This is a genomic window from Henriciella marina DSM 19595 (assembly GCF_000376805.1).
GTDB lineage: Bacteria > Pseudomonadota > Alphaproteobacteria > Caulobacterales > Hyphomonadaceae > Henriciella > Henriciella marina.
Map to the genome: position 1 here is coordinate 2,042,835 of NZ_AQXT01000002.1, position 24,527 is coordinate 2,067,361.

Annotated in this window: 18 protein-coding genes; 14 read left to right on the forward strand and 4 right to left on the reverse strand. The window is 60.8% G+C overall.

Going from position 1 to position 24,527, the window contains the following annotated elements; genetic code table 11:
• Window positions 1-52: 52 nt before the first annotated feature.
• The 8 genes from F550_RS17515 (at window position 53) to F550_RS17520 (ending at window position 10,314) form a co-directional block, all read left to right on the forward strand.
• The gene (locus F550_RS17515; RefSeq protein WP_156807905.1) at window positions 53-766 is read left to right on the forward strand and encodes an acyltransferase; all 714 of its coding nucleotides are present in this window, start codon (window positions 53-55) and stop codon (window positions 764-766) included.
• A gap of 13 nt (window positions 767-779) precedes the next feature.
• Window positions 780-1,619: a class I SAM-dependent methyltransferase gene (locus F550_RS0110025; protein WP_018148421.1), complete on the forward strand. Its 840-nt coding sequence runs from the start codon at window positions 780-782 to the stop codon at window positions 1,617-1,619.
• A 40-nt stretch (window positions 1,620-1,659) separates the two neighbouring features.
• Window positions 1,660-3,357, forward strand: a complete 1,698-nt coding sequence (locus tag F550_RS0110030; RefSeq protein ID WP_018148422.1) for a capsular polysaccharide export protein, LipB/KpsS family — start codon at window positions 1,660-1,662, stop codon at window positions 3,355-3,357.
• Between the two features lies 1 nt (window position 3,358).
• Window positions 3,359-4,891 carry a hypothetical protein gene (locus tag F550_RS0110035; RefSeq protein WP_018148423.1) on the forward strand — a complete coding sequence of 511 codons (1,533 nt, stop codon included), beginning with the start codon at window positions 3,359-3,361 and terminating at the stop codon, window positions 4,889-4,891.
• A 97-nt stretch (window positions 4,892-4,988) separates the two neighbouring features.
• Window positions 4,989-6,452, forward strand: coding sequence for an aldehyde dehydrogenase family protein (locus tag F550_RS0110040; protein ID WP_018148424.1), 1,464 nt, complete (start codon window positions 4,989-4,991; stop codon window positions 6,450-6,452).
• Between the two features lie 4 nt (window positions 6,453-6,456).
• A complete protein-coding gene (locus F550_RS0110045) occupies window positions 6,457-7,224 on the forward strand; it encodes an acylneuraminate cytidylyltransferase family protein (protein ID WP_018148425.1) in 768 nt (255 codons plus the stop codon).
• 25 nt (window positions 7,225-7,249) lie between these two features.
• Window positions 7,250-9,163 carry a transketolase C-terminal domain-containing protein gene (locus F550_RS0110050; RefSeq protein ID WP_018148426.1) on the forward strand — a complete coding sequence of 638 codons (1,914 nt, stop codon included), beginning with the start codon at window positions 7,250-7,252 and terminating at the stop codon, window positions 9,161-9,163.
• A 101-nt stretch (window positions 9,164-9,264) separates the two neighbouring features.
• Window positions 9,265-10,314, forward strand: coding sequence for a glycosyltransferase family 2 protein (locus F550_RS17520; protein ID WP_083910962.1), 1,050 nt, complete (start codon window positions 9,265-9,267; stop codon window positions 10,312-10,314).
• A 22-nt stretch (window positions 10,315-10,336) separates the two neighbouring features.
• Here F550_RS17520 and cysN read toward each other — a convergent pair whose 3' ends face one another.
• Window positions 10,337-12,241, reverse strand: coding sequence for a sulfate adenylyltransferase subunit CysN (gene cysN, locus F550_RS0110060; RefSeq protein WP_018148428.1), 1,905 nt, complete (start codon window positions 12,239-12,241; stop codon window positions 10,337-10,339).
• Complete coding sequence (gene cysD, locus F550_RS0110065) at window positions 12,241-13,146, reverse strand: sulfate adenylyltransferase subunit CysD (protein ID WP_156808031.1); 906 nt, start codon at window positions 13,144-13,146, stop codon at window positions 12,241-12,243. Before cysD ends, cysN begins: the two co-directional genes overlap by 1 nt.
• A gap of 192 nt (window positions 13,147-13,338) precedes the next feature.
• On the opposite strand from cysD, the gene F550_RS0110070 reads away from it, so the two are divergent.
• The 4 genes from F550_RS0110070 to cysQ all read left to right on the forward strand — a co-directional run bounded on the left by F550_RS0110070 (window position 13,339) and on the right by cysQ (window position 16,653).
• Window positions 13,339-14,154, forward strand: coding sequence for a 3-deoxy-manno-octulosonate cytidylyltransferase (locus F550_RS0110070; protein WP_018148430.1), 816 nt, complete (start codon window positions 13,339-13,341; stop codon window positions 14,152-14,154).
• The gene (locus tag F550_RS0110075; protein WP_018148431.1) at window positions 14,154-14,771 is read left to right on the forward strand and encodes a histidine phosphatase family protein; all 618 of its coding nucleotides are present in this window, start codon (window positions 14,154-14,156) and stop codon (window positions 14,769-14,771) included. Before F550_RS0110070 ends, F550_RS0110075 begins: the two co-directional genes overlap by 1 nt.
• 79 nt (window positions 14,772-14,850) lie before the next feature.
• The gene (locus F550_RS0110080) at window positions 14,851-15,816 is read left to right on the forward strand and encodes a Gfo/Idh/MocA family oxidoreductase (RefSeq protein ID WP_018148432.1); all 966 of its coding nucleotides are present in this window, start codon (window positions 14,851-14,853) and stop codon (window positions 15,814-15,816) included.
• A 39-nt stretch (window positions 15,817-15,855) separates the two neighbouring features.
• Window positions 15,856-16,653: a 3'(2'),5'-bisphosphate nucleotidase CysQ gene (cysQ, locus tag F550_RS0110085; RefSeq protein ID WP_018148433.1), complete on the forward strand. Its 798-nt coding sequence runs from the start codon at window positions 15,856-15,858 to the stop codon at window positions 16,651-16,653.
• Between the two features lie 2 nt (window positions 16,654-16,655).
• On the opposite strand, the gene galE is transcribed toward cysQ, so the two are convergent.
• Both galE and F550_RS0110095 read right to left on the reverse strand, forming a co-directional pair.
• A complete protein-coding gene (gene galE / locus F550_RS0110090; protein ID WP_018148434.1) occupies window positions 16,656-17,651 on the reverse strand; it encodes a UDP-glucose 4-epimerase GalE in 996 nt (331 codons plus the stop codon).
• A 144-nt stretch (window positions 17,652-17,795) separates the two neighbouring features.
• Window positions 17,796-20,690 carry a TonB-dependent receptor domain-containing protein gene (locus tag F550_RS0110095; RefSeq protein WP_018148435.1) on the reverse strand — a complete coding sequence of 965 codons (2,895 nt, stop codon included), beginning with the start codon at window positions 20,688-20,690 and terminating at the stop codon, window positions 17,796-17,798.
• A 261-nt stretch (window positions 20,691-20,951) separates the two neighbouring features.
• Here F550_RS0110095 and F550_RS17525 point away from each other — a divergent pair, with 261 nt between their 5' ends.
• Both F550_RS17525 and F550_RS0110105 read left to right on the forward strand, forming a co-directional pair.
• On the forward strand, window positions 20,952-22,385 hold the full coding sequence (locus F550_RS17525) for a protein adenylyltransferase SelO family protein (protein ID WP_018148436.1): 1,434 nt from the start codon (window positions 20,952-20,954) through the stop codon (window positions 22,383-22,385).
• 105 nt (window positions 22,386-22,490) lie between these two features.
• Entirely contained in the window at window positions 22,491-24,176 is a 1,686-nt protein-coding gene (locus F550_RS0110105) for an acyl-CoA dehydrogenase family protein (RefSeq protein WP_018148437.1), read from the forward strand.
• Window positions 24,177-24,527: the final 351 nt, after the last annotated feature.

Sequence of the window (24,527 nt, forward strand, 5' to 3'; positions counted from 1 at the left end):
AGCGCCGTCTCTATGAAGGCGCGCAACCGTCAGTTAATGGAGTATTTTGCCGGTGCGAGGCGCGTTGTACCCCGAGGATCATGCTTTTGCCGACGGGCCTGTTTTCGGCAGGGTCGGCTCTCTCCGCGCGGCGAAACAGGCGCTGGCGAATTTCGCTGGCGACACTCCAAAGGACTACGCTCAGAAGCTCTTCGATATCTGGTCGCGCTTTTCTGATGGCGCCCGCGTCGGCGAGGGGGTCCTGCTTGGCATGGGTGCCCGGCTGATCAATGGCGACAAGCCGGAAAACGTTGTGATCGAGGGCCCGTCAGCCATCCGCGGCTGCGTGCGAAACGAAACCGGCGGCAAGATACGAATCGGTCAGTTCGTTTATATTGGTGATCACGTAATTGTATCTGCCCATGAGGAAATCAGTGTCGGCGAAGCCACATTGCTGGCCCACGGAGTGCAGATTTTCGACAATGATTCGCACCCGACCAATGCCTATCAGCGCGAAATCCAGTTCCGGCGCATGCTTGGCGACAAGCGCGTTTTCGTGCCACTGGAAATCGGCAAGGCCCCTGTGCGCATTGGAAAGCGCTGCTGGATTGGCCTCAATAGTCTCGTCCTGAAAGGCGTGACGATCGGCGACAACACAATTGTCGCGGCCAACTCGGTCGTGACAGCAAGCCTGCCAGCCAATACACTGGCAGCTGGAAATCCCGCACGCGTTGTGCGCGAACTCAGACCTGAAGAGATTGAAGCGGCCAGCCCGGCCCGCAGTTAAGAGGAATTGGCTCATGAGTACCAAGGCTGAAAGATTTGGCCCGCTGCCGGATACGGCCGTTCTGCCGACACCGGTTTACACGACCCAGGTGCCGCGCTCGGAATTTGCCTGTTCCCCGCCGCTCGCAGAAGGCAAGACCGAATGGTATCCGCCGGTCATGGTTGGCGCGAATTCTATCGGTGATGTCATCGAACGCGACTGCCGCCGCTACCTCGAACAGGCCACCGCGCTTCTCGGTCGTCTCGACCCTGACGAGTACATCCTGTTCCTCAAGGATTACTACAAGCTTGGTCTGGAGCGCTATGGCGACGACTGGGGCTATGTCGACATCGTCACCGCCGTCCTTGGTCTTGCCGAGCACCTGAAACCATCGAGCTACCTCGAAATCGGCGTTCGCCGCGGCCGCAGCGTCTGCGCGCTCGCCAGCGTCCGTCCTGATGCGCATGTCGCCATGTTTGACATGTGGGTCGAGAACTATGCCGGCATGGACAATCCGGGCCAGACCCATGTGAACAATGAGCTTGACAAGATCGGTCACAAGGGCAAACGCGAATTCGTCAACGGCAACTCGCACCAGACCCTGAAGCAGTATTTTGCTGACAATCCGGACACGTATTTCGACCTCATCACGGTCGATGGCGACCACTCGAATATGGGTGCGGCCGAAGACATCGCAGACGTCCTGCCGCGCCTTTCGATCGGCGGGGCTGTCCTGTTCGACGATACCTGCAACCCGAACGTCGCCGGTCTCGGCGCTGTCTGGCGCCGCATGCTTGAAGAGAATCCACGTTTCTCGGCCTACACCTATACCGATGTCGGCTACGGCGTGGGCTTTGCGATCCGCAAGTTCTAGTCAGCTACCGAAATTCACCAGCCCGACCCGAGGGGAAGTAATGGCCGAGCTGAAACCACCACCGCGCTTTCCGGGTGCGGCCAAACCCTTTCGGCCTGAGAAAGGGTTTCCGTCATGGCCGGACCTGATCGCGGCCTCGAAAGGCCGCTGGGAAGCTGACGTCAAATCAGCCAGCGGCCCGCGCGTCCTGATCGGATCGAATACCGGCATGCACGGCGCGGTCACCAATCTGGACGGCGTCCTTGCCGCTGGCCTCACAAAGGCCGGTGCGCAGGTGGGCCGTGTCTTCTGCGATGGCTCCATGCCTGCCTGCCTTATGGCGACCTATAGTGAAGCCATGCCGCCGGACATGATCGCCGAGTTTGGTCTGGTAAACCGGCTCTGCAAGGCCTGTTTCAATCGCGGCACCAATAACCATCGCCCGATGGGGCTGCCTGAGTTTCGCTATTCCGACTATCTGAAAAGGGAAGACTTCCGCGACGCACAGAATCTTGCCGCTTCGGTTGATCTTGCCTCGCTTTCTGAATGGACCCTTGATGGCATCGCGGTCGGTGAACATGCGCAGGCCGGTGCGCTTCGCTATTATGCGACAGGCGACCTTGCAGGACAGCCGCGGGCCGACGAGGTCCAGCGGCGCTATCTGGAAGGCGCGATCCTGACCAAGCGGGTCTATGAGCGGATCATTGCCGAGTGGAAACCCGATGTCGTCGTGCTTCATCATGGCATTTACAGCCCGCAGGGCATCGCCGCAGACGTCTGCCGCAAGGCGGGCGTGCGCGTCGTGACCTGGGTCGTGGCCTACCGCAAGAACTGCTTCATCTTCAGCCATGACGACACCTATCATCACACGATGATGAGTGAGCCTGTCGAAACCTGGCAGGAGCTGGAACTTTCCGAACGCGCGCGCGATGAAGTCCGCGCCTATCTCGAAAGCCGGGCCAGCGGCGGCAAGGACTGGATCTACTTTCACGAAGAGCCGGACTCTGACTTCAAATCCTTTGCCGAGAAGAAGGGTATAGACCTTTCAAAGCCGATCGTCTCGATGCTGACCAATGTGATGTGGGACGCCCAGCTGCATTATCCGGCCAATGCCTTTCCCGGCATGAAGGACTGGATCATCGATTCGATCCGTTACTTCATCGACCGGCCTGACCTTGAAGTCGTTATCCGCGTCCACCCTGCCGAAGTGCGCGGTGCCATCCCGTCCCGCCAGCGTGTCGTGGACGAAGTGAAGAAGGCCTTTCCGGACCTGCCGCGCCATATCCACATCATCGAACCCGATGAGGATGCGAGCACCTATGCGCTGGCCCACGCGTCCAATGTGGTCATTATCTACGGCACCAAGATGGGCACCGAGCTGACCCCGCTCGGCAAGCCGGTGATCGTGGCCGGTGAAGCCTGGATCCGCAACAAGGGCGTGACGCAGGACGCCAGCGACAAGCCGCACTATTTCGAGCTGCTCGATCAGCTACCGGCAGCGCCCGGCCAATGGGCCCCGGACCGGGAGCGGGCCTTGCGCTATGCCTACCATTTCTTCTTCCGCCGGATGATCCCGCTGCCTTTCCTGCAGCCCAACGGCACTGGCGCAATGTTCGATATCGGTCTACCTAGCGTTGATGACCTCGCCCCGGGAAACTGGCCAGGTCTCGACACAATCACTGACGGAATCCTTACAGGCGTGCCCTTCGTCTTCGAGGCGGAACACGCGCCGACTACAGGCAGCCCTCTGGAGCGCTGATATGTTTGACAACATCAAGAACTTCTTCAAACCGCCGGCCCCACTTCCACCGCCAGATCCGGACAGTGATTTCCCACCGAAGGATGGCGTCGAAAAAGAGTCATGTTCCGCAAAGGATATGAAGCTCAGACGGTTCAGTAGCCTGAGAAAATTCTATCGGCCCCGTGAGAAGTCCAAAACGGAGCTGTTGCTGAACCCGTTCGGTGATCCCTGGATCACCCGAACGGCGCCCAACCCGTATATCCGGACAATGACCGGCTCGCTTCTTGGCTATATGAGGAAGCAGGTCGGCGACGTTGCGGTTCCCATGATGGGCACAAAGGAAGTGGTTCGCGCCTATACGCACTATTCCGGTTATTCGACCAGCGGCTTTCATTACGATGAAAATGTTGGCCGACTTAATATGAGTATGCCCGAATTTCATAAAATGCGGGAGCTCTACAGTACGATTGGCCTCACGAAGAAATTCATCGCTTATGCGGTTCTAAACTATGACGACCACAATCTCTTCGGCAAGACGTCCGGTCTGCCCGAAGAATATTTCGTTCATAAACCGGAAGACAGCCGGGATCCAAAGGACCGACTAAATTTTGTCGATGGCCAGGGTCTCATTGCCCACGGACATGTTTTCGATATCCGCCGCCCCGAGGTTCGCACGAGACTCTGTGAGCGCGTTCTGGAAATGATGATCACGAACGATGTCGGCGCCGTTCTCATTGACTATGCTGTGCGGCGCTATGCGTTCGGCTCACCGCACCTGGTGCACGACATGCCGGAAGACTGGTTTCCAAACTTTCAGGAACACCAGATCAATCTCTTCATGGAGCTCTTCGAGCTGCTCGAGAAAAACAATAAAATGCTGTTCCTGAACGGCACCATGCTGGACAGCATTCTTGTGACCGAGCCGCAGCTTGTGCGCCAGTTCACAAAGAGTTGCCATGGCATGATGTGGGAGCAGCCTTTTCGCTGGGAATGGCGCAACTATGAGAAAGACGGGATCGACTATTACGAGCGACTAGGTCAGTTTTTCGAGAACTCACACAACTTCAAGCGCCAGCACATTATCAAGTCCGGAACCTATAGGTTTCATGGCACCGAAGACGTCATTCCAGGCTGGACGACGCGCTTCAAGAAAACCAATTACGGTATAGAGCGTCATCTCGCAGCGTATGCGACGTGCTTCTTTCTTCTGTATGCAGACCGACGCTACGACACGCTCTACCATACGCACCCGACAGCAGCTTACGACATCTACTCAAGCGAGCCTTACTTTGACATATGGGCGACCGATCTGGGGGAAGCGCTGACCAAGCGCGTGCCCTATTCCAAACATGTCCATATCCGCGAGTTCGAAAACGCCTTCGTCATTCTTAACAATACAAAGCGGTCGGTAAGGCTGAAGCCAGAGCTGATGGAGGGGCAATTCTCGGTCCCCCTTCCCGGCGTGAAGCTGAAGCCGGTGTCCGGGACGATTGTGATGAAAGAGCCTGCTGCGGAAACGGAAGACGAGCTCGCGGCAGCGGCCAACGGCTGAGGAGCCACCAATTGACCTTGCCGGGGCTGGCTTTAATCGGCTAGCACCGGGACGCGCGCCGCCGCGGCGCAAATAAAGACGATCACAGGAGCTGTCATTGCTGGACTCATTCGATCCGCAGAACGTGAAATCCCTGATCAATGGAGAGGCCGTTGCCAGTCAGACCACGTCTGACATCCTCAGCCCCCACACCGGACAGCCCATCGCCAAGCTGCACCATGGCGGCGCAGACGAGGTCGAGAAGGCCATCGCCGCCGCAAAGGCCGCGCAGAAGGCCTGGGCCGATACGCCTGCGGTCCAGCGCGGACAGATCCTGCACGCCGCCTGCAATTTGATCGAAGCGCGCGCCGAAGAGCTTTCGAAGATCGTCGCTGAAGAAGCCGGTAAGCCGCTGTCTGCCGCCTTGGGCGAGACAACCGGATCTGTCATGTGTGGGCGCTTCTATGCCGGTGAAGGCCAGCGCCTCTTCGGCCGCACCATGCCGTCCGGCGCGCCGAACAAGTCCTGCATGACGGTCCGCCAGCCTTGCGGTGTCGCGGCCCTGATCGCCGCCGCAAATACGCCGGCCCCGAACTTTGCCTGGAAAGTTTTCCCGGCGCTTATCTGCGGCAATGCCGTCGTGCTAAAGCCTGCAGAAGACACCCCGCTTTCAGCTGACTGGATGGCCCGCGCCCTGATTGAGGCAGGCGTGCCTGCAGGCGTGATGAACGTCGTCCAGGGTCTCGGCCAGGAAGTCGGCCCGCCGCTGACTGCTCACAAGGATGTCGACGTCATCTCATTCACCGGCTCGACCCGTGTCGGCCGAGAAATCGCTGGCAAGGCAGGCGCAGACCTCAAAAAGGTCTCGCTGGAGCTTGGCGGCAAGAACGCCTTCATCGTCTGCGACGATGCCGACATTGAAAAGGCTGTTCACTGGGCTTCTCTCTCTGCCTTCTCCAATGCGGGCCAGCGCTGCGCGTCGGGCAGCCGCTTCATCGTTATGGACGCCGTCTATGACAAGTTCGTCGACGCGTTCGTGGCCAAGGCAAACTCCCTCAAGGCCGGTGTCGGCGACGATTGTGAGCTTGGCCCTGTCATTAATGAGCGCCAGCTGAATAACATGCTGAGCGCCATCGAGCGCGCCAAGAGCGAAGGCGCCAAGGTGCTTTGCGGCGGCGAGCGTATCGGCGGCGACCTCGCGGGCGGCTTCTATCTGCAGGCCACACTGATCGAAGGCTCCCCGGCAGACTCCCACCTTTCGACAACAGAGCTCTTCGGCCCGGTCGGCGCGATCTACAAGGTCAGCAGCTTCGAAGAGGCTGTCGCGCTTGCCAATGACAGCCCATACGGCCTTACCGGCACGATCCACACGACAAGCTGGGACCGCGCCTGGACCTTCACCAAAGAACTCAGCACCGGCGTCGCTGTCGTCAATGCGGGTACGTTCGGTTCAGAACCGCACATGCCGTTCGGCGGCCTTCGCGCCTCGGGCAATGGTACGCGTGAGCCCGGCACTGAAGCGCTGGACGTCTATACAGAGCTGAAAGACATCTACCTCATCACCGAGCCGGGACGGCTCTAGGCTCATGGCAGAGGCGTCTTCCCCAAGCTGTATCGCGCTCATCCCGGCCCGCTCGGGCTCCAAACGCGTGCCGCACAAGAATATCGCGCCGCTCATGGGCCATCCGCTGATCGCCTATACGATCGCGGCGGCCAAGCAGTCCGGTATTTTCGGGCGCGTCATCGTCTCAACAGACTCGCATGACTATGCCAAGGTCGCCCGCCATTATGGCGCCGAGACGCCTTTCATGCGCCCGCCGGAATATTCAGGCGACAAGTCCCCGGACATTGACTGGATCCAGCATGCGCTGCGCTGGTTTGCCGACAAGGGCGAGGCCTATGACGCCTTCGCCCTGCTGCGCCCGACCAGCCCGTGCCGTCTGCCGTCCACGATCCAGCGCGCCTGGGACCAGTTCACCCGCCAGACCGGCGTCGACAGCCTGCGCGCGGTCGAGCCTTGCGCGCAGCACCCCGGCAAGATGTGGGTCGTGCGCGGTGAGCGGATGCACCCGCTGATGCCGATGCAGCCTGAAGAGATCACGCCCTATCACTCGACCCAGTATCCCGGCCTGCCGCGCGTCTATGCCCAGAATGCCAGCCTTGAAATCGCCTGGTCGCGCGTCGCCCTGGAAGCCGGCACGATCGCTGGCGAAGTGCTGACCCCCTTCCTGACGAGCGGCTCCGAAGGTCTCGACGTCAACTCGCCGCGCGACTGGCGCCTGCTTGAAATGATGGTCGAGGATGGCGAAGCCGAGCTGCCGAAAATCGAACAATCCGCCTGGCAAGGCGCCTGACCAGAAGACTTGAGGAAACGACACCATGGGTGACCTGATTACCGAAGCCGTCTCCGGCACACTCTACTATCTCGACAAGCCTGCCTTTGACCGCGTGCAGGCGTGCAACGCCTCGGCTGAGCAGCGCACCAGCATCTTCGCCGACATGGCGCGTCTCAACACGCTCTACATGATCGCCAATGCAGGCTCCGGCCATATCGGATCGAGCTTTTCCAGCATGGATGTCGTCGCCTGGCTCTATCTCAATGAGATGAAGGGCGAAGACCTCTATTTCTCCTCCAAGGGCCATGACGCGCCCGGCCTTTATGCCGTGCTGACCGCGCTCGACGTCCTGCCCTTCGACAAGATCCACAAGCTGCGCAAGATTGATGGCCTGCCAGGCCACCCGGATGTCGGTGTGGCTGGCATGGTCACCAATACCGGCTCGCTTGGCATGGGCATCTCCAAGGCCAAGGGCATGGCCTTCGCCAACCGCATGCTGGGCAAGCCGGCCCGCATCTATGTGATGACGGGCGACGGCGAGCTGCAGGAAGGCCAGATCTGGGAATCTCTGATCTCAGCCGCCAATCACGGCGTCGCCGAAGTCACCGTGATCGTCGATCACAACAAGATCCAGTCAGACTATTCGGTCGAGCGCACGTCCAGCCTTGGCGACCTTGAAGCCAAGTTCAATTCCTTCGGCTGGCACACGCAGAGCATTGACGGCCATGACCTCGACGCGATGCGCACCGCCCTCAATGCGGCCCGCGAGGACGAGAAGCGCCCAAGCGTGATCATCGCCAACACGGTCAAGGGCAAGGGCGTCAGCTTCATGGAAGGCGTCTCCGTCGACAGCGATGTCGAGCGCTTCCAGTTCCATTCCGGCGCCCCGCAGGCCGAGGACTATACGCGCGGCGCGCAGGAGCTCATCTCCCGCATTCTCGAGGGCCACAAGGCTGCTGGCCTGCCAGAGCCGGAATTCGAGACCATCGAACGCCCGGCGGCCCCGCAGGGCGGCAACCCGGTCAAGCTCTTCCCGTCCTATACGGCCGCCCTGCTCGATCAGGCAAAGCGCAATGACAAGCTGGTCGCGCTCGACGCCGACCTTGTCCTCGACATGGGGCTGGAGCCGTTCCGCGATGCGCATCCGGACCGCTTCATCGAGTGCGGCATCGCAGAGATGGACATGGTCAGCCAGGCTGGCGGCATGGCGCTGAAAGGCCTGCTACCGGTCGTGCATTCCTTCTCCTGCTTCCTCTCGACCCGGCCGAACGAGCAAATCTACAACAACGCCACAGAGCATACGAAGATCGTCTATGTCGGCGGCCTGTCGGGTGCGCTGCCGGGCGGCCCGGGCCACTCGCACCAGTCGGTGCGCGAGATTTCGGCCCTCGGCTCCATTCCGAAAATGGCGATGGTCGAGCCGGCCCATCCGGACGAGGTCGCGCCGCTTCTCGACTGGTGCCTCAACAGCCATGACGGCCCGTCCTTCCTGCGCCTTGTCTCGATTCCCTATGAGACGGCTTACGACGCCGATGGCAGCTGGACGCCTGTAGCCGGACAGGGCCGCGTCGCGCGCAAGGGCGATGGCAGCGCCGTTCTTATCGCCTCGGGCCTTGTCGGCACCGCGCAGGCGCTGAAAGCTGCAGAGCTTCTGTCGGGCAATGGCGTCGATGCGACCGTCATCTCCCTGCCCTTCCTCAACATGGTGGATGGCGCGTGGCTCGCAAAGACGATCGGCGAGGCAAAACTGGTCGCGACCATCGACAATCACTATCGCCGCTACGGTCAGGGCGACGCCGTCGCGTCCGCCCTTGCCGAAGCAGGCGCCCTGTCGAACCGGAAATTCATCCGCCTCGGCCTCGACCTGACCCCGCCATCCGGCACCAATGACCAGGTGCTGAAGGCGGTCGGCCTCGATGAGGAAACCATTGCCATGGCTGTGAAGGCCGCGCTCTAGGTCCATATACAGAGCATCCAGGCCGGATCAGGGGGCTTCCTCTGGTCCGGCCTGGACACCGACAGCCCTCGCAAACCATGTTCTGGCTTGCTTGACCGGAGTTGCAGACATTGGTTGCCGCCTCGCCCTTCCGCGCCAGCGTCATCATCGTGAATTACAATGGCGGCGACTATATCCAGTCGGCGGTCGACCATCTGAAAACACAGACCCTCAAGCCTGTTGAAGTCCTCATAGTCGACAATGCGTCCACGGACGGGTCTGCCGACCGGCTGGATCTCTCGGGCCTCGAGGGCGCGCGCCTGATGCGCATGGACGACAATCTCGGCTTTGCAGGCGGCAATAATGCCGGCGTGCGCGAGGCGCGCGGCGACTGGCTCATCCTGCTCAATCCCGACACCGAGCCGCGGCCAGACTGGATCGAAAAACTCGCCGATGCGGCCCGCCGCTATCCGGACGTGACACAGTTTGCCAGCGCGCAATTCGACGCCGAAAACCCTGACCGGCTCGACGGCACAGGCGACTGCTACTCGGTCTTCGGCTTTCCATGGCGGGGCGGCTTCGGCGCGAAGGCAAGCGACCTGCCGGAAGAAGGCGAGTGCTTTTCGCCCTGCGGCGCGACGGCGATGATCCGAAAGGACATATTCGAGGCTGCCGGCGGCTTTGACGAGAGCTATTTCTGCTATTGCGAGGATGTCGATCTTGGCTATCGCCTGCGCCTGCAGGGCGAGCGCTGCATATTCGTGCCCGGCGCCATTGTTGGCCATCATGGCAGCGCGATCACCGGCCGACAGAGCGACTTCACCGTCCGGCTCGGCACGCGCAACCGGCTGACCACCTATCTGAAGAACACCCCGCTCCTGCTCCTGATCGCCAGCATGCCCGGGCATATTCTGCTGACGCTGTATCTCTATGTCTCAGCTTTCGGAAAGCCGCGCGCAAAGTCGATAAGGCGCGGCCTGTCGGAAGCATTCGGACGGTTTGGCGGCACGATGAAGGCCCGCCGCAAGGTGCAGCGCGAGAAGAAACTGTCCAGCTGGCAGATCTCCCGCGCCATGCACTGGAGCCCGATCACGCTCAGCCGCAGGCGCCCGCATGTCTGGCGCGCCCGGCGCTATCCGGCACCCGGCACCAGCCTCTCCCGCGACAGCTGAACCCGCCGCGTCTGCCGCGCCTCTAACTCCCGATCAGCCCTGCCTGCTCCAGCCTTGCAATGACCACATCGGCGGCCGCTTCAGGGCTCAGCCTGTCGCTGTCGAGATGGATTTCAGGATCCTGCGGCGCTTCATAGGGGCTGTCGATGCCGGTGAAGTTCTTGATCTCGCCGGCGCGCGCCTTCTTGTAGAGGCCTTTGACATCGCGGCTTTCAGCAACATCCAGCGGCACATCGACGAAGACTTCCCAGAACTCGCCATCCTCGACCATCTGGCGCACGATCCGCCGCTCGGCCCGGAAGGGCGAGATAAACGAGACGAGCACGATGAGGCCGGCATCCAGCATGAGCTTGGCGACCTCGCCGACGCGGCGGATATTCTCCACCCGGTCGGCATCGGTAAAGCCAAGATCATTGTTGAGGCCGTGGCGGACATTGTCGCCGTCGAGGGTATAAGTGTGCTTGCCCATCGCGGCGAGCCGCTTCTCGACAAGGTTTGCCACGGTCGACTTGCCTGCGCCCGACAGCCCCGTGAACCACAGCATGACCGGCTTCTGGCCTTTCATGGAGGCGCGCAGCTCCTTGCCGACATCCATGGACTGGCGATGGATGTTGGAGGCGCGGCGCAGCGCGAAATTGATCAGGCCAAGGCCGACCGTCTCATTCGTCATCCGGTCGATGACGATGAACCCGCCCATGCGGCGATTGTCCTTGTAGGCATCGAACGCAATCTCCCGGTCGAGGGCGATATTGACGATGCCGATCTCATTGAGATCCAGCGTCTTGGCCGCCTCATGGGCGCGCGTATTCACATCCACACGGTAGCGCTGTTCGGTGACCTGCATCTGGCATTCACGCGCGCCGATCTTCATGATGTAGGAGCGCCCCGGCAGCATGGCGGCGTCCGACATCCAGAGCATCGTCGCCTGGAACTGGTCTGAGACTTCGGCAGGTGCCTGGTCAGCGCAGAGCACATCGCCGCGCGAAACGTCGATTTCGTCTTCCAGCGTCAGCGTGACCGATTGGCCTTCGACCGCTTCATCGAGATCACCGCCCATGGTGACGATACGGGCGACCTTGCTGGACTTGCCAGATGGCAGGGCGCGGACGCCATCACCGGGCCTGAGCGCCCCTGAAAGGATCTGCCCGGCAAAGCCGCGAAAATCGAGGTTCGGCCGGTTCACCCACTGGACCGGCATGCGGAAGGGCTGGTCCTGCACGTCCGAGGCGATCTCGACCGTGTCGAGATATTCCATCAGCGGCGGGCCGTCATACCAGGGCGTGTTGGCGCTGGGCGCGACGACATTGTCGCCAGCCAGAGCGGAGACAGGGATGGCCTGTATCGTCTCGAACCCGAAATCGGCGGCAAATTCGCGGTAGTCGGCCTCGATCTCGTCGAAGACGCCCCGGTCATAACCGACAAGGTCCATCTTGTTGATGCAGAGCACGACATTGCGGATGCCCAGCAGCGAGACGATGAAGCTGTGACGCCTCGTCTGCGTCAGCACGCCCTTGCGCGCATCGATCATCACAATGGCAAGGTCGGCCGTCGAGGCGCCGGTCGCCATGTTGCGGGTATACTGTTCATGGCCGGGCGTATCGGCGACGATGAATTTGCGCCGGTCGGTCGAGAAGAAGCGATAGGCGACATCGATGGTGATGCCCTGCTCGCGCTCGGCGGCAAGCCCGTCGACCAGAAGCGCGAAGTCGATCTCCTCGCCCTGCGTCCCGAACTTCTTCGATTCATTCTTCAGCGAGGCAAGCTGGTCGTCGAAGATCATCTTCGACTCGTAAAGCAGCCGGCCGATCAGCGTGGACTTACCATCATCGACAGAGCCGCAGGTGATGAAGCGCAGGAGCGATTTCTTCAGCTGGCTGTCGAGATAGGTCTCGATATCGGCAAATTGCGGGGCAGCATAGGCAGGCATCAGAAATACCCCTCCTGCTTCTTCATTTCCATGGAGGCGGGCGCATCCTTGTCGATGGCGCGGCCTTCGCGTTCCGAGGTCGTGGTGCGCAGCATTTCCTCGATGATCTCGGTGACGGTCGAGGCAGAGGATTCCACAGCGCCGGTCAGCGGATAGCAGCCAAGCGTGCGGAACCGCACCTTCTTCATCTGCGGGGTTTCGCCAGGCTCCAATGGCAGGCGGTCATCATCGACCATGACCATAATGCCGTCGCGCTCCACGACAGGACGCTCGGCGGCAAAATAGAGCGGCACCAGGTCGATATTCTCCTGATAGATGTACTGCCAGATATCGAGCTCGGTCCAGTTCGAGATCGGGAAGACCCGCACGCTCTCGCCGGGCTTGATGCGGGTATTGTAGAGCGACCAGAGCTCCGGGCGCTGGGTCTTCGGGTCCCAGCGGTGCTGGGCCGAACGGAAAGAGAAGATCCGCTCCTTGGCGCGCGACTTTTCCTCGTCGCGCCGCGCCCCGCCAATGGCCGCATCGAACTTGTACTTGTCGAGCGCCTGTTTGAGGCCTTGCGTCTTCATCACATCGGTATGGACCGCAGAGCCATGCGTGAACGGTCCGATGCCCTGCTCGACGCCTTCCTGATTGATATGAACCAGAAGCTCCGTCTGCGGATCATCATTGAGCGCATCGCGAAAGGCGATCATTTCCTTGAACTTCCAGGTCGTATCGACATGCAGCAGCGGGAACGGGATGGGCCCGGGATAAAACGCCTTGCGCGCCAGGTGCAGCAGGACGGAACTGTCCTTGCCGATGGAATACATCATCACCGGGTTCTGCATCGAGGCGGCCACTTCCCGCAGGATATGGACGCTCTCAGCCTCAAGCCGGTCGAGATGGGTCAGGTCTGTCATGATATATCCGGAATTGCGCAACAGTCGGTTAGGTAACAAGCAGGACTTGCGCCAACAATGTAGGGACGGTCAACTCAGACACGGGGTTTTGCTAAACCTGCACGATATGCGTGCTGTTTGGACCATGGCCCCCGCTTGACGAAACCGGCTGCCGCGCGCAGACCCGCTGGGCGTCATCAGCTAGCTTGCCCGCCCATGAAAACACTCATCGTCATCCCTGCCCGGATCGGGTCGACCCGCTTTCCGGCAAAGCCGCTTCACAAGATTGCGGGACATTCGCTCGTCTCGCGGGTCGCGGACGTCGCCGCCCGCGTGGCCGCCGCGCGCAGCGATGTGAGCTATGTCATCGCTACCGATGATCAGGCAATCATGGATCATGCAAACGAGATCGGCGCGCCCGCCGTGATGACGGACCCGGACCTTGCATCGGGCACCGACCGCGCGCTTGCCGCCGCCCGCACCCAAGGCGAAGCGCCAGACTTCATTCTGAACCTGCAGGGAGACGCGCCCTTCACGCCGCCCGCCTATCTGGACGCGCTCATCGAAGCGGCATCTACCACGGACGCAGATGTCGTCACGCCGGTCGTGCAGCTCGACTGGGCCGCGCTCGATACGATACGTGACCAGAAAATCCGCGAGCCTTTCAGCGGCACAAGCTGTATCCGCCGCACCGACGGCATGGCGCTCTGGTTCTCCAAACAGATCATCCCGGCCGTCCGCAAGGAAGAGGAACTGCGCGCGGAAGGCCCGCTTTCGCCGGTCTTCCGCCATATCGGGCTTTACGGCTTTCGGATGGCGGCGCTGGACCGGTTCGCCAGCCTGCCTGTTGGCCACTATGAAGCGCTTGAAGGCCTTGAGCAGCTGCGCTTCCTCGAAAACGGGATGAGCATTCTGACCGTCGCGGTGGAGCCCGGCGCAAACGCGATGTGGGGCATTGATACGCCAGAGGATGCGCGCTTTGCCGAAACGCTGATCGCCGCTGAGGGCGACCCGATGGAGGCCCTGCGCTGATGGCTGTCGACCTCTATATTGTTCGCCACGGCAATACATTCGACAAGGGCGATACCGTCACCCGCGTCGGCGCGCGCACTGACTTGCCCCTGTCGGTTTCCGGCACCGCTCAGGCAGGCGCGCTTGCCGAGCACTTTAAGGACATCGCTTTCACGCAGGCCATTGCCGGCCCTCTGAAACGTACCCGGCAGACCGCTGATGCCATTCTCGCCGCGCAGGCGAGCCCCCCTGAGCTGGAGATTGGCAATTTCCTGCGGGAGATCGACTATGGCCCGGATGAAAACCAGCCAGAAGACGCGGTGATCGCCCGTATCGGACAGAACGCGCTCGACGCCTGGGAACGGAGCGCCACACCGCCGCCCGGCTGGCGGTTCGACCCGGTCGCCATCGAGGGCCAGTGGCAGAGCCTGTTCGCCAAACTGGTAAAGTCCGGTACGCCCGGACCGGTCCTCATCGTGACCAGCAATGGCATCGCCCGTTTCGCGCTGACGGCTGGCGGCCTGAAGCCGGATGCCAGCCAGCAGGACACGCTGAAGCTGAAAACCGGCGCCTATGGCCGCTTCACGCTGTCCGACGATGCCGAGCTTACCCTCCGTGACTGGAATGTAAGGCCGTAAGGCGCAGACGGAGAGTTGCCGCCCCTGCGTAGACTGGTTACGCGGGGGAGCTTGTTTGCGAAGGTCCAGAGTGCCCCTGATGAAAGCGTTGCGTTTTGCAATTCTTGGAAAAAGCCGTCTCGCTGTGGAGCGGCTTCAGGCTATCGAAGATAATGAAAATACCCGCATCGTTCGCAGCTATTCGGCCGCGCAGGTCAGCCGCTTTGCGAAAGCCGACTGGACCTCTCTCCTTAATCGCCGGCATGTTGACGCCATCGTCCTCGCCCTTCCGGCAAAGCTTGCCGCAGATGCGGCCCGCCGCGCCCTTCTGGCAGGCATACACGTTCTCAGCGAACTGCCAGGCGGACTGACCGTCGAAGACATCATCAATCTGCGGGAAGCGGAAACCAAAAGCCGCGCCATTCTCAAGTTCGGATGTTCCCTGCGCTATCATGAAAGCGTGCGGGCGGCAGAGGATCTGGTCCGCACCCAACCCTATGGGGAGCTGCTGACAGCCCGCGCGACATACGGCCATGCCGGATTTCCCGGACCGGACGCCAAGGAACATGGCGTCCTGCTGGGCCATGGCATCCATATGCTGGACCTGCTGCATGTGTTCTTCGGCCCGTTCGAGAGCGTGAAGGCCATGTGCCCGGAGGGGCGCGACGCGAGCGCCAATCTGTTCGCCATTCTGAAAGCCGGGACAGGCGCGATCGCGCAGCTGCACACCTCTGCCACTTCTTGGCGCCAGACCTTCCGGCTGGAGCTTGGATATGAGCGCGGCTATGTCTGGCTCGATGGTCACCTTCCAGGCCTTGAAAACTATGGCCCTGAAATGCTGATCCACGCGCAGCTCGTGCAGGATGACGAGACGGGTGCGACGCTGCCCAATCCGGAGGAAACGGTCACCGAGTTTGCCAGCGTCGATTTTGCGAGTCAGGAGCTCTCTGAATTCATCGATGCGGTAACGGGCAAGGCCCCGCTGCGCCATGGCACCAGCCGCCACGCATTCGACGCGATGAATATCGCCCAGCGGATTTGCGCGGCCACAGAAACGTGGGCATAAGCGCTCCGGACTGACCCTTCCATGAGACCAGGAGACGGCATGACGACGATCACAGGCGAACAGCTGGCGCGTATTGCCCTCGATGCAGGCAAGCTGGTGATGGAGGTCTATTCGACCGACTTCGACGTCGAGCGAAAGGATGATGCCTCGCCTGTCACGGAAGCTGACGCAAAGGCTGAAGTCCTGATCCTGGCGGGACTGAAAGCGGCTGAGCCAGACCTCAAAGTCGTTGCCGAGGAGTCGGCATCGGCCGGCCACATCCCTGAGCACGGCCACCGCTTTGCCCTGGTCGATCCGCTGGATGGCACGCGCGAATTCGTCAATCGCAACGGCCAGTTCACGGTCAATATCGGCATCATCGAACACGGCAAACCTGTGATGGGCGTCGTCTATGCGCCCGCCCTCAACCGGCTATTTGTCGCCGAAGGCCCGGACACGGCCTGGCAGGCTGACGTGAAGCCGGGCGAGCCTGTGCCCGCAAGCGATGTTCGCCGCCCACTGCATATCCGCAAATGCCCGGACGTCGGCGTCACGGCCATTGCGTCCAAGTCCCACCGGTCCCCCGAAACCGATGCCTTCCTGAAGAAATTCAAGGTCGGCGAGATCATCTCGGCAGGCTCATCCCTGAAGTTCTGCCTGCTGGGTGCGGGAGAGGCCGACCTCTATCCCCGCATGGGCCGCACGATGGAATGGGACACAGCTGCCGGACAGGCAGTCGCCGAAGCGGCTGGCGCCGTCGTCCTCACAGAAGACGGCACGCCGCTACGCTATGGCAAACGCGAGCGCGGCTACGATAATCCGCACTTCATCGTCTATGGCGATGTGGCGCCTATCTGAGCCTAATTGTCAGGGCGGGATTTGTGATCGTCCTTCTGGTGCCAGGCCCAAGCCGTCTCGAGAATCGTATCGATATCAGAACGCATTGGCTGCCAGCCGAGCACGCGTTCAGCCTTGGCCGCTGAGGCGACCAGTGATGGCGGATCGCCCGGACGACGCGCACCCGCCTGTCTTGGCACAGGCCTTCCAGCCACCCGCGATACCGCGTCGGCCAGTTCACTCACCGAAACGCCCCTGCCGGTCCCGAGATTGAAGATGTCGCTGTCGCCTCCGCCCGCCAGGTAATCGAGCGCGCGCCAGTGAGCATCTGCGAGATCGCTGACATGCACATAGTCACGCACCGGCGTGCCATCGCGGGTATCAAAGTCAGTCCCATTGATCGTGAAGGTGAAGGTGCCATCCATGGCGCCCATGATCGCCAGAGGGATTACGTGCGGTTCAGGGTCGTGACGTTCTCCGGTCATGCCTTTCGGATCGGCGCCGCCTGCATTGAAGTAGCGCAGGATAACCGACTTCAGGCCGTGGGCCATGCCAAAGTCCTGTATCACCCGCTCCGCCATCATCTTGGACGCGCCATATGGGTTGATCGGCCTTTGAGGCGTGTCCTCGGTGATCAGGTCAGCATGAATGCCGTAAGTCGCACAAGACGATGAGAAGACCAGACGTCTGACATCAGCCGCCTGCATTGCCTCCAGCAGGCTCAGCGTTCCAGCGACATTATTCTGATAGTAAAGGCCGGGTTGCTGCATGGATTCAGCGACATAGGCATAAGCCGCAAAGTGAGCGACAACATCTGGCTGCACGGTTTGCAGCGTTTTCGTCAGATGTGCGGTGTCATGCAGATCGCCTTCAACCAGCTCGCCCCATTTTACGAAATCCTTCCAGCCTCGGGAAAGATTATCGTAGACGACGACCTCCCAACCGGCTTCGGCAAATGCCTTGCAGCTGTGGCTGCCTACATAGCCTGCTCCGCCTGTCACCAGCACTTTTTTCGTCACTTGCCTCAGCCTCGCACTCGATCAAACCCGTGGCGTTCACGCCTAGGCCAGAACGCCAGACTTTGGAATGCCTCGCGGCCTATAGAAAAAGGCGGCACCGGAGCGCCGCCTTTCCCGAATTTCTGCCGTTGGCGTCTGCCGGGGCTAGTTCCCGCCGAAACGCTTCGTAACACTGATCTTGAAGGTCCGGCCGAACGGATTGTGCGTGTAAGGATCGTAGCTCACATCGAAGTAGGCGAGCGGCGGATCCTCGTCGAACACGTTCACAACCGACAGACCAAGGTCGAGTTCATAGTCAGACCGCCAGGTGTAGAAGGTGTCCAGCGTCGTCATAGAGTCGATCTCTGACGGACCGCCAACAAAGGCGCCCTGCAGGTTCGGCGTACCACGTTCGTCTTCATAGGAATCTATGTGACGGATGACGCCGCGCAGGTTGTGATTGCCGAACGCAAAGTTCGCTGTGACGTTCGCTTTCCACTGTGGCAGGGAACGCGAGAAGTTGGACCGGTTGAACTGACCAACACGGTCACCACCTGCGATAATCACATCCTCAATGGCAAAGTCACCGACGTCATATTCGAGAATATAGGTTGCATCGACACCGAGCGAGAACTCGCCGCGACCCGTATCCCAGACCTGTTCAGCACGGAAATCGATACCCGACGTCTTGATATCCGGACCATTGACAACATTCGTGCGGATACGCGCGATACCTGCCCCTGTCGGATTGGCGGGATCCTGAAAAGTGATCCGCGACAGGATGGCGGCGTCTGTATTGCCGGCGGCAAGCGCGGCGAGCGCTGCAGGGACAATAGCAGACTGGTCTTCAACAATGATTGGGTCTTCAAAATCGAAGTTGTAGTAATCGACTGAAGCCGTGAAGCCATTATTGTTGTCGAACAGCGCGCCGAGGTTAAAGCTGAACGCCGATTCCGGGCTAAGCTGCGGGTTGCCGAACTGGTCGACCGCCTTGAACGCCGATGCCGGTGCCACGAATTGCAGCGTGGTGACCTGACCATCCACCTGGTTCAGCGTCGGGCCCTTGAAGGAAGTCTGGGCAGACCCGCGAAGAGCAAAGCTTTCAGTCGCCTGCCACTTCAGAGCAACCTTGGGGTCGAACGTCGAGCCAATTTCGCCGCCATAATCTTCGTAGCGGGTCGCGACCTGTACGTTCAGATTGTCGTAGAGCGGGATCTGAAGCTCGCCGAAGAGCGCATAGATCGTCTGGTCACGATCGGAGGCGTTCGTACCGGCAAGGAACGAGAAGGGTCCGGTTCCGCCCGGTCCAGGGCTGACCGCAAGGTCCGTGACCTGGTTCGGCTCAACCTCGAAACCTTCGCGGCGGACCTGCGCCCCGATAGCCCAGCTAACCGGGCCGCCTTGTGCAACCACATTGCTCTGACCGCTCATGGCCGCATCAAACACGAGAAGGTTTGACGTCACGACCGTACCGACACCATCGGTCAGCCAATCGGCAAGCGTTGTAGAGTTTTCGAGCCCAGGCACATAGTTCGGGTTCGGATTTCCGGTAATGGCATTCGACGCAATCGCGTTCGAGAACGGGTTGTAGTACTGACAATCCCCCTGGCCCGCAACGAGACCGCCCGCATAGCCCGGATTGCTGAACGGTGTGGTTCCGGTGGCAGGATCGACGCCGGTTGCCGCATCCGTACAGACACCAAAGCCGTTCAGGGCCGCACTGAAGCCACGGATGTACGTGTCATTCGTGATCCGCTCGCCTTCGGTTTCATGGAAGGTGAGGCCTGCATTCCAGGTTACACCATTATCGAACTCACCATCGAAGCTGCCCGCGAGGCGGTAGCTGTCATAGGTCCGGAAACCTTCCTGCGCGCCGCCTGTCGATGGGAAGCCGCCCCAGCCGAAGGACCGGCCGATGAAGAGGGCCGCAACCGTTCCAGGCGGGAATGCACCGGGATTGTCCGCCATGAAGCGCTGGAAACCAGGGCTCGAGGCCGGAACGACCTGTGTTGCGAGTTCCTGTGGTGGATAGGACGGTGAGGTTTTCCACTCAGGCACGTCCGTGTGGGCATAGAGGCCTTCCAGGTGGAAATTGATGCCGTTTCCGAAGGTATGATTGTACTCGGAGAAGATCTGATAGCGCTCTTCTTCCTCCACCAGGTTATCGAACTGGGTGAACTGGAAGTAGCACTGATTGACGGCAGCAACGTTCGGGTTCGGGAAGCCGCCGACGGCGGCGCAACCGGTATCATTCACGTTGGCGGCCAGCGGGGTGATGCCATTTGGCCCGATGCCCAACGGAACATAACGGCCCGGATTGGAGAGCGACGACCACCCGCCGACAGGGTTGACGTTATAGTCGCGGATCGCCCAGTCTTTTTCGATCAGGCCGGTTTCGCTGCGGAACTGATAACCGGCAGACGTGACCCAGTTCCAGTTGTCGCCCTGAAGACCGTAAGCGGCAGATATATCATACTCGCCGTCAGAACCTTCAAATGTCTCGTACTGCGCCGAGATCTCGAAACCCTCAAGATCATCGCGCGTAATGAAGTTCACCACGCCGGCAATTGCGTCGGACCCGTAAACGGCTGCAGCGCCATCCTTCAGCACTTCGATACGGCCGATGGCCGCCGACGGGATAACGTTGGTGTCCACGAAGAGCTGAGCCTGCTCACCGACGCCATATGGCGCAAAGGTCTGGCGCTTTCCATTCAGCAGGACGAGCGTCCGGCCTGGGCCAAGGCCCCGCAGGTTGATGTTCGACGTGCCCTCAAGGCCGTTCGATGAGAACTGGTTCGTCTGGCCGTCGACACCTGTCGACACACCGAGGTTGCGGATCAGTTCGGTGATGGACGGGTTGCCTTCGAGCTGAAGGTCAGCTGCGGAGAGCACATCAACCGGCAGCGCGGCGTCTTCCGGCGTGCCGGCAATTGCCGACCCGGTAACCGTCACTGTCTGCTGGCGAAGCTCTTCGCCGTCATCATTCTGGGCGTTCGCAGCGCCGGCTGCGCTAAGCGCAAACACCGACGTCGCGAGCAGCCACTTGTTCGTAGTTTTCATGTGTCGTTTCCTCCCAAATACTGGACGATCCGCTCTTTTGACGGCGGATTCCCATTGATCTCTGCTGATTTGGAAATCGAATTCAATCGCAATTCGGTGTTGCAGTGCGGCATAAATACCTGACAACTTCGACAGCTATCAAAACTGATAGCTCTCCATGGGTAAGGCTGACTGGTATCGGCTTTCTCACTTCGGCCTTCCGTAGGGTCATTTTTGCCTCTTCTGCTTGCTGCACCCGACAAAAACTGTCATCAGGCGACCATGAAATATCAGGCCGCGCCCGCATTTCTCGCCCTGGCTGACGCCTTCGCAGACGCAGCAGAGCCCGCGCATTTTCGCATGTCCGTGTTGCGATTTCGCAACACTCGCTGGGATCAGCGCGTCGGATTAGGGCAGCTGACGCCGGAAGCATGGGCAGATCACTTCGCCAGATTTCGACCGCTCCCGGACAATATCGAGCCGCCGCTTGCCATGCGGTATCACGGTCACCAGTTTGGCGTTTACAACCCCGAACTCGGCGACGGTCGGGGCTTTCTGTTCGCGCAGCTAAAAGACGATCTTGGACGCGTTCTGGATCTTGGCACAAAGGGGTCCGGCCAGACCCGCTGGTCGCGGCGCGGTGATGGACGTCTCACACTCAAAGGCGGCGTGCGCGAGGTGCTGGCGGCCCAATACCTTGAGGCGCATGGCGTAAAGACGTCCAAGCCCTTCAGCCTGATCGAAACCGGTGAAGACCTGCAGCGCAATGATGAGCCGTCCCCGACGCGCAGCGCCGTCCTCACCCGCCTCTCGCACAGCCATATCCGTTTCGGGACGTTCCAGCGTGCTGCCTCGCTGGGTGAGACAGAGAACCTTGCCCGGCTGATCCGTCATTGCTGCGAGGTCTATTATCCAGATGCGCTGGATGAGGACCTTGCCATCATGGCGCCCGCGCTTCTTCACCGCATCGCAGAGCAGACCGCCCGCATGGTGGCGCAATGGATGGCGACCGGTTTTGTGCACGGCGTCATGAACACCGACAATTTCAATATTACCGGCGAGAGCTTCGATTACGGCCCCTGGCGCTTCCTGCCGGAGTCCGACCCGAACTTCACTGCCGCCTATTTCGACCAGCAGGGTCTTTACCGGTTCGGGCGCCAGCCGACGCAAGGCCTCTGGGCTTTGCAGCAGCTTGCAATCGCCCTATCGCCTCTCTGCGACACCGACCCGCTGGGCGAGGCCCTTCAGGCTTATGAGCCTGCCTATCAGGCCGCGCTTGCCGAACATAATCTCAAACTCTTCGGGCTTCAGTCCTCAGGCGACCTGCATGATGACCTCGTCTGGCTGCAGGCGCTCTATACCTGGATGTCGGAAACGCGTGTGCCGTGGCCGCAGGTCTTCTTCGACTGGTTCTGCGGGCGCGAAAGCGAAGCGCGCGCAAAGGCGAGCCCCATCGCAGCGCAGTATGGTGGCGACAGCTTCGCCCCGGTCCGCGAGGGGCTGTTTGCCCGCGAGCCTGAGCGGCCGTCTCGCCTCTCCCATCCCTATTGGCAGCGCCAGAAACCGGTTTCTCTTCTTTATGATGAGGTCGAGGCGATCTGGGCACCGATCGCAGAGGCTGACGACTGGAGCCTTTACGACCAGACGCTTGCCGATATCGACGCGGCAAGAGAGGCGCTCGACATCACTTTTGAACCTTCCGCCCAAAAGGCATAAGCTGCCCCTGCGGCAATAAATGTCGCTGCGCCGCAGCAAAATTTGTGTCAAATGCGCCCCGGTGCGATAGATACATGGCGCAAGAGACGCCCGGAGGGATAGAAAATGGACGGTACAGCCGCAGAAAAGATTTCACCTGTGATGGACGGCCTGCTTCCTGCGATGAAGGAAGCGGTGGTCAGCCTCGAAGCCTTTGGTGCGGACGCAACCGCTGCCATGCGGGACCGGCTCGCCCCCGAAGGCAAGGTCGACCGTAAACTTCTCGACCATCACCAGCATTCGGCCCACGGCCTTGCCTGGGTCATTACCTATGTCGAAACGCTGCGCGAGACGGCCGACTGGGCCGACCGTATGGAAGCCGAAGGCAAATTCGGTGAGATCGAACAGCTTCTCTCCCAGATCCTCTTCTCGGAATATTGCGCCCAGCTGATTGGCGGCATCCCGATGAACCAGGGCGAGATCATTCGCCCAGCCGACATTGGCGTCTCCAAGGAGGGCATGCAGCGCCTCTTCGAGCCGGCCGTCCAGCGCTTCCTCACCGAAGGCAAGACCACCGAGGTCATGGCCGCCGCCGCGAAACACCTGCCCGACGCCCTGTCGCGCGCCACGGTGGAAGAGACCGGCCTCGACGAAACGCTCAACATGGTCCGCGACCAGTTCCGCCGGTTCGCCACCGACAAGATCGTGCCGTATGCCCATGAATGGCATCTGAAGAATGAGTACATCCCGATGCCCGTCGTCGAAGAGATGGCAGAGCTCGGCGTCTTCGGTCTCACCATCCCTGAAGAGTTTGGCGGCCTTGGCATGGACAAGACAGCCATGTGCGTGGTCTCCGAGGAGCTGAGCCGCGGCTATATCGGCACTGGCTCGCTCGGTACCCGGTCAGAGATCGCCGCAGAGCTGATCCTGATCGGCGGCACCGACGCGCAGAAACAGAAATTCCTGCCGTCCATCGCATCCGGCGACATCCTGCCAACAGCCGTCTTCACCGAACCGAACACCGGCTCCGACCTCGGCTCGCTGAAGACCCGCGCCGTCAAGGATGGCGACACCTACACCATCACCGGCAACAAGACCTGGATCACCCACCCGGTCCGCGCCGACATGATGACCGTGCTCGCACGCACCGACCCGGCGACCAATAATTTCTCTGGCCTCTCCATGTTCCTGGCTGAAAAGCCACGCGGCGATGACGCCAACCCCTTCCCCGCCGACGGCATGACCGGCGGCGAGATCGAGGTACTCGGCTATCGCGGCATGAAAGAGTACGAGATCAGCTTCGATGAGTTCGAAGTCCCTGCGGCAAACCTGCTGGGCGAAACCGAAGGCATGGGCTTTCGCCACCTGATGGCAACCTTCGAAAGCGCCCGTATCCAGACCGCCGCCCGCGCCATCGGCGTTGGCCAGAACGCGTTCGAGCTCGGCCTCAAATACGCCCTCGACCGCGAACAGTTCGGCCGCTCCATCTTTGAATTTCCACGCGTCGCCAACAAGCTCGTCATGATGGCCGCGGAACTGATCGGCGTGCGCCAGCTCACTTATTATTCTGCCCGCCAGAAAGACTCAGGCAAGCGATGCGATCTCGAAGCCGGCATGGCCAAACTCCTCGGCGCCCGCGTCGCCTGGGCGGCGGCCGACAACGCCGTCCAGATCCACGGCGGCAACGGCTTCGCGCTGGAATACCCGGTGTCCCGCGTGCTGCAGGATGCCCGCATCCTCAACATCTTCGAAGGCGCTGGCGAAGTGCAGGCGATGGTGATCGCACGGCGGCTGGTCGAAGGCGGGAATTAACGCCTGACCAAAGACGACCGCTCATCACCGCGAAGGTGGGGATCTAATTCAATTTGTATTCGGAGTTAGCTGCACGAGATTCCCGCCTTTGCGGGAATGATCGGCTGTATGGGTTTGCTCGTGTCCAGCATCGCGCCACGGATACCTTTTTGCGCAGGTATCTGTCCCGTCGGGGCGCTTCAGTGTCCTTATCATTTAGAAAGAAGCGCTTTCCCCTCTCCCTTGGGAGAGGGGCAGGGGTGAGGGGGCGCAACATTTGCTGCTTACGGAACACCCGTAGTGACGAGATGAGCGGAGCATCACAGCAAATGCCGCGCTTGCCGGAACGCTGCTCCCCCTCATCCCCGGCCC